The organism is Micromonospora sp. DT62 (assembly GCF_049847285.1).
Lineage (GTDB): Bacteria > Actinomycetota > Actinomycetes > Mycobacteriales > Micromonosporaceae > Micromonospora > Micromonospora reichwaldensis.
This window is the reverse complement of the sequence record NZ_JBNCOB010000077.1, coordinates 1-290: the sequence shown is the minus strand read 5'-3', so window position 1 is coordinate 290 and position 290 is coordinate 1. Positions and strand designations below refer to the sequence as shown.

General features: G+C 65.5%; 1 pseudogene. It reads left to right on the top strand.

Features of this window, described 5'->3' with window-relative positions:
* Positions 1 to 290 (top strand): annotated as a pseudogene (locus tag ACPXCB_RS31590) (hypothetical protein); the annotation flags it as partial.

Below are 290 nucleotides of genomic sequence, written 5' to 3'. Positions count from 1 at the left end.
CTGATCCCGCACGGTGTGCAGGGTGCGCAGTCGCACGTCGACCTGTCGGCTGAGCAGGTGGCGAACGTGAAGGCGATCATCGCGGCGACGAAGAAGGCCGGCATGGACGAGCGCGCCGCCGTCGTGTCGATCGCGACGGCGTTGCAGGAGTCGAAGTTGGAGAACCTGGGTCATCTGGGTGACCGCAACGACCATGACTCGCAGGGTCTGTTCCAGCAGCGTCCGTCCAGTGGGTGGGGCACGGTCGAGCAGATCACCGACCCGGAGTACTCGACGACGGCGTTCCTGAA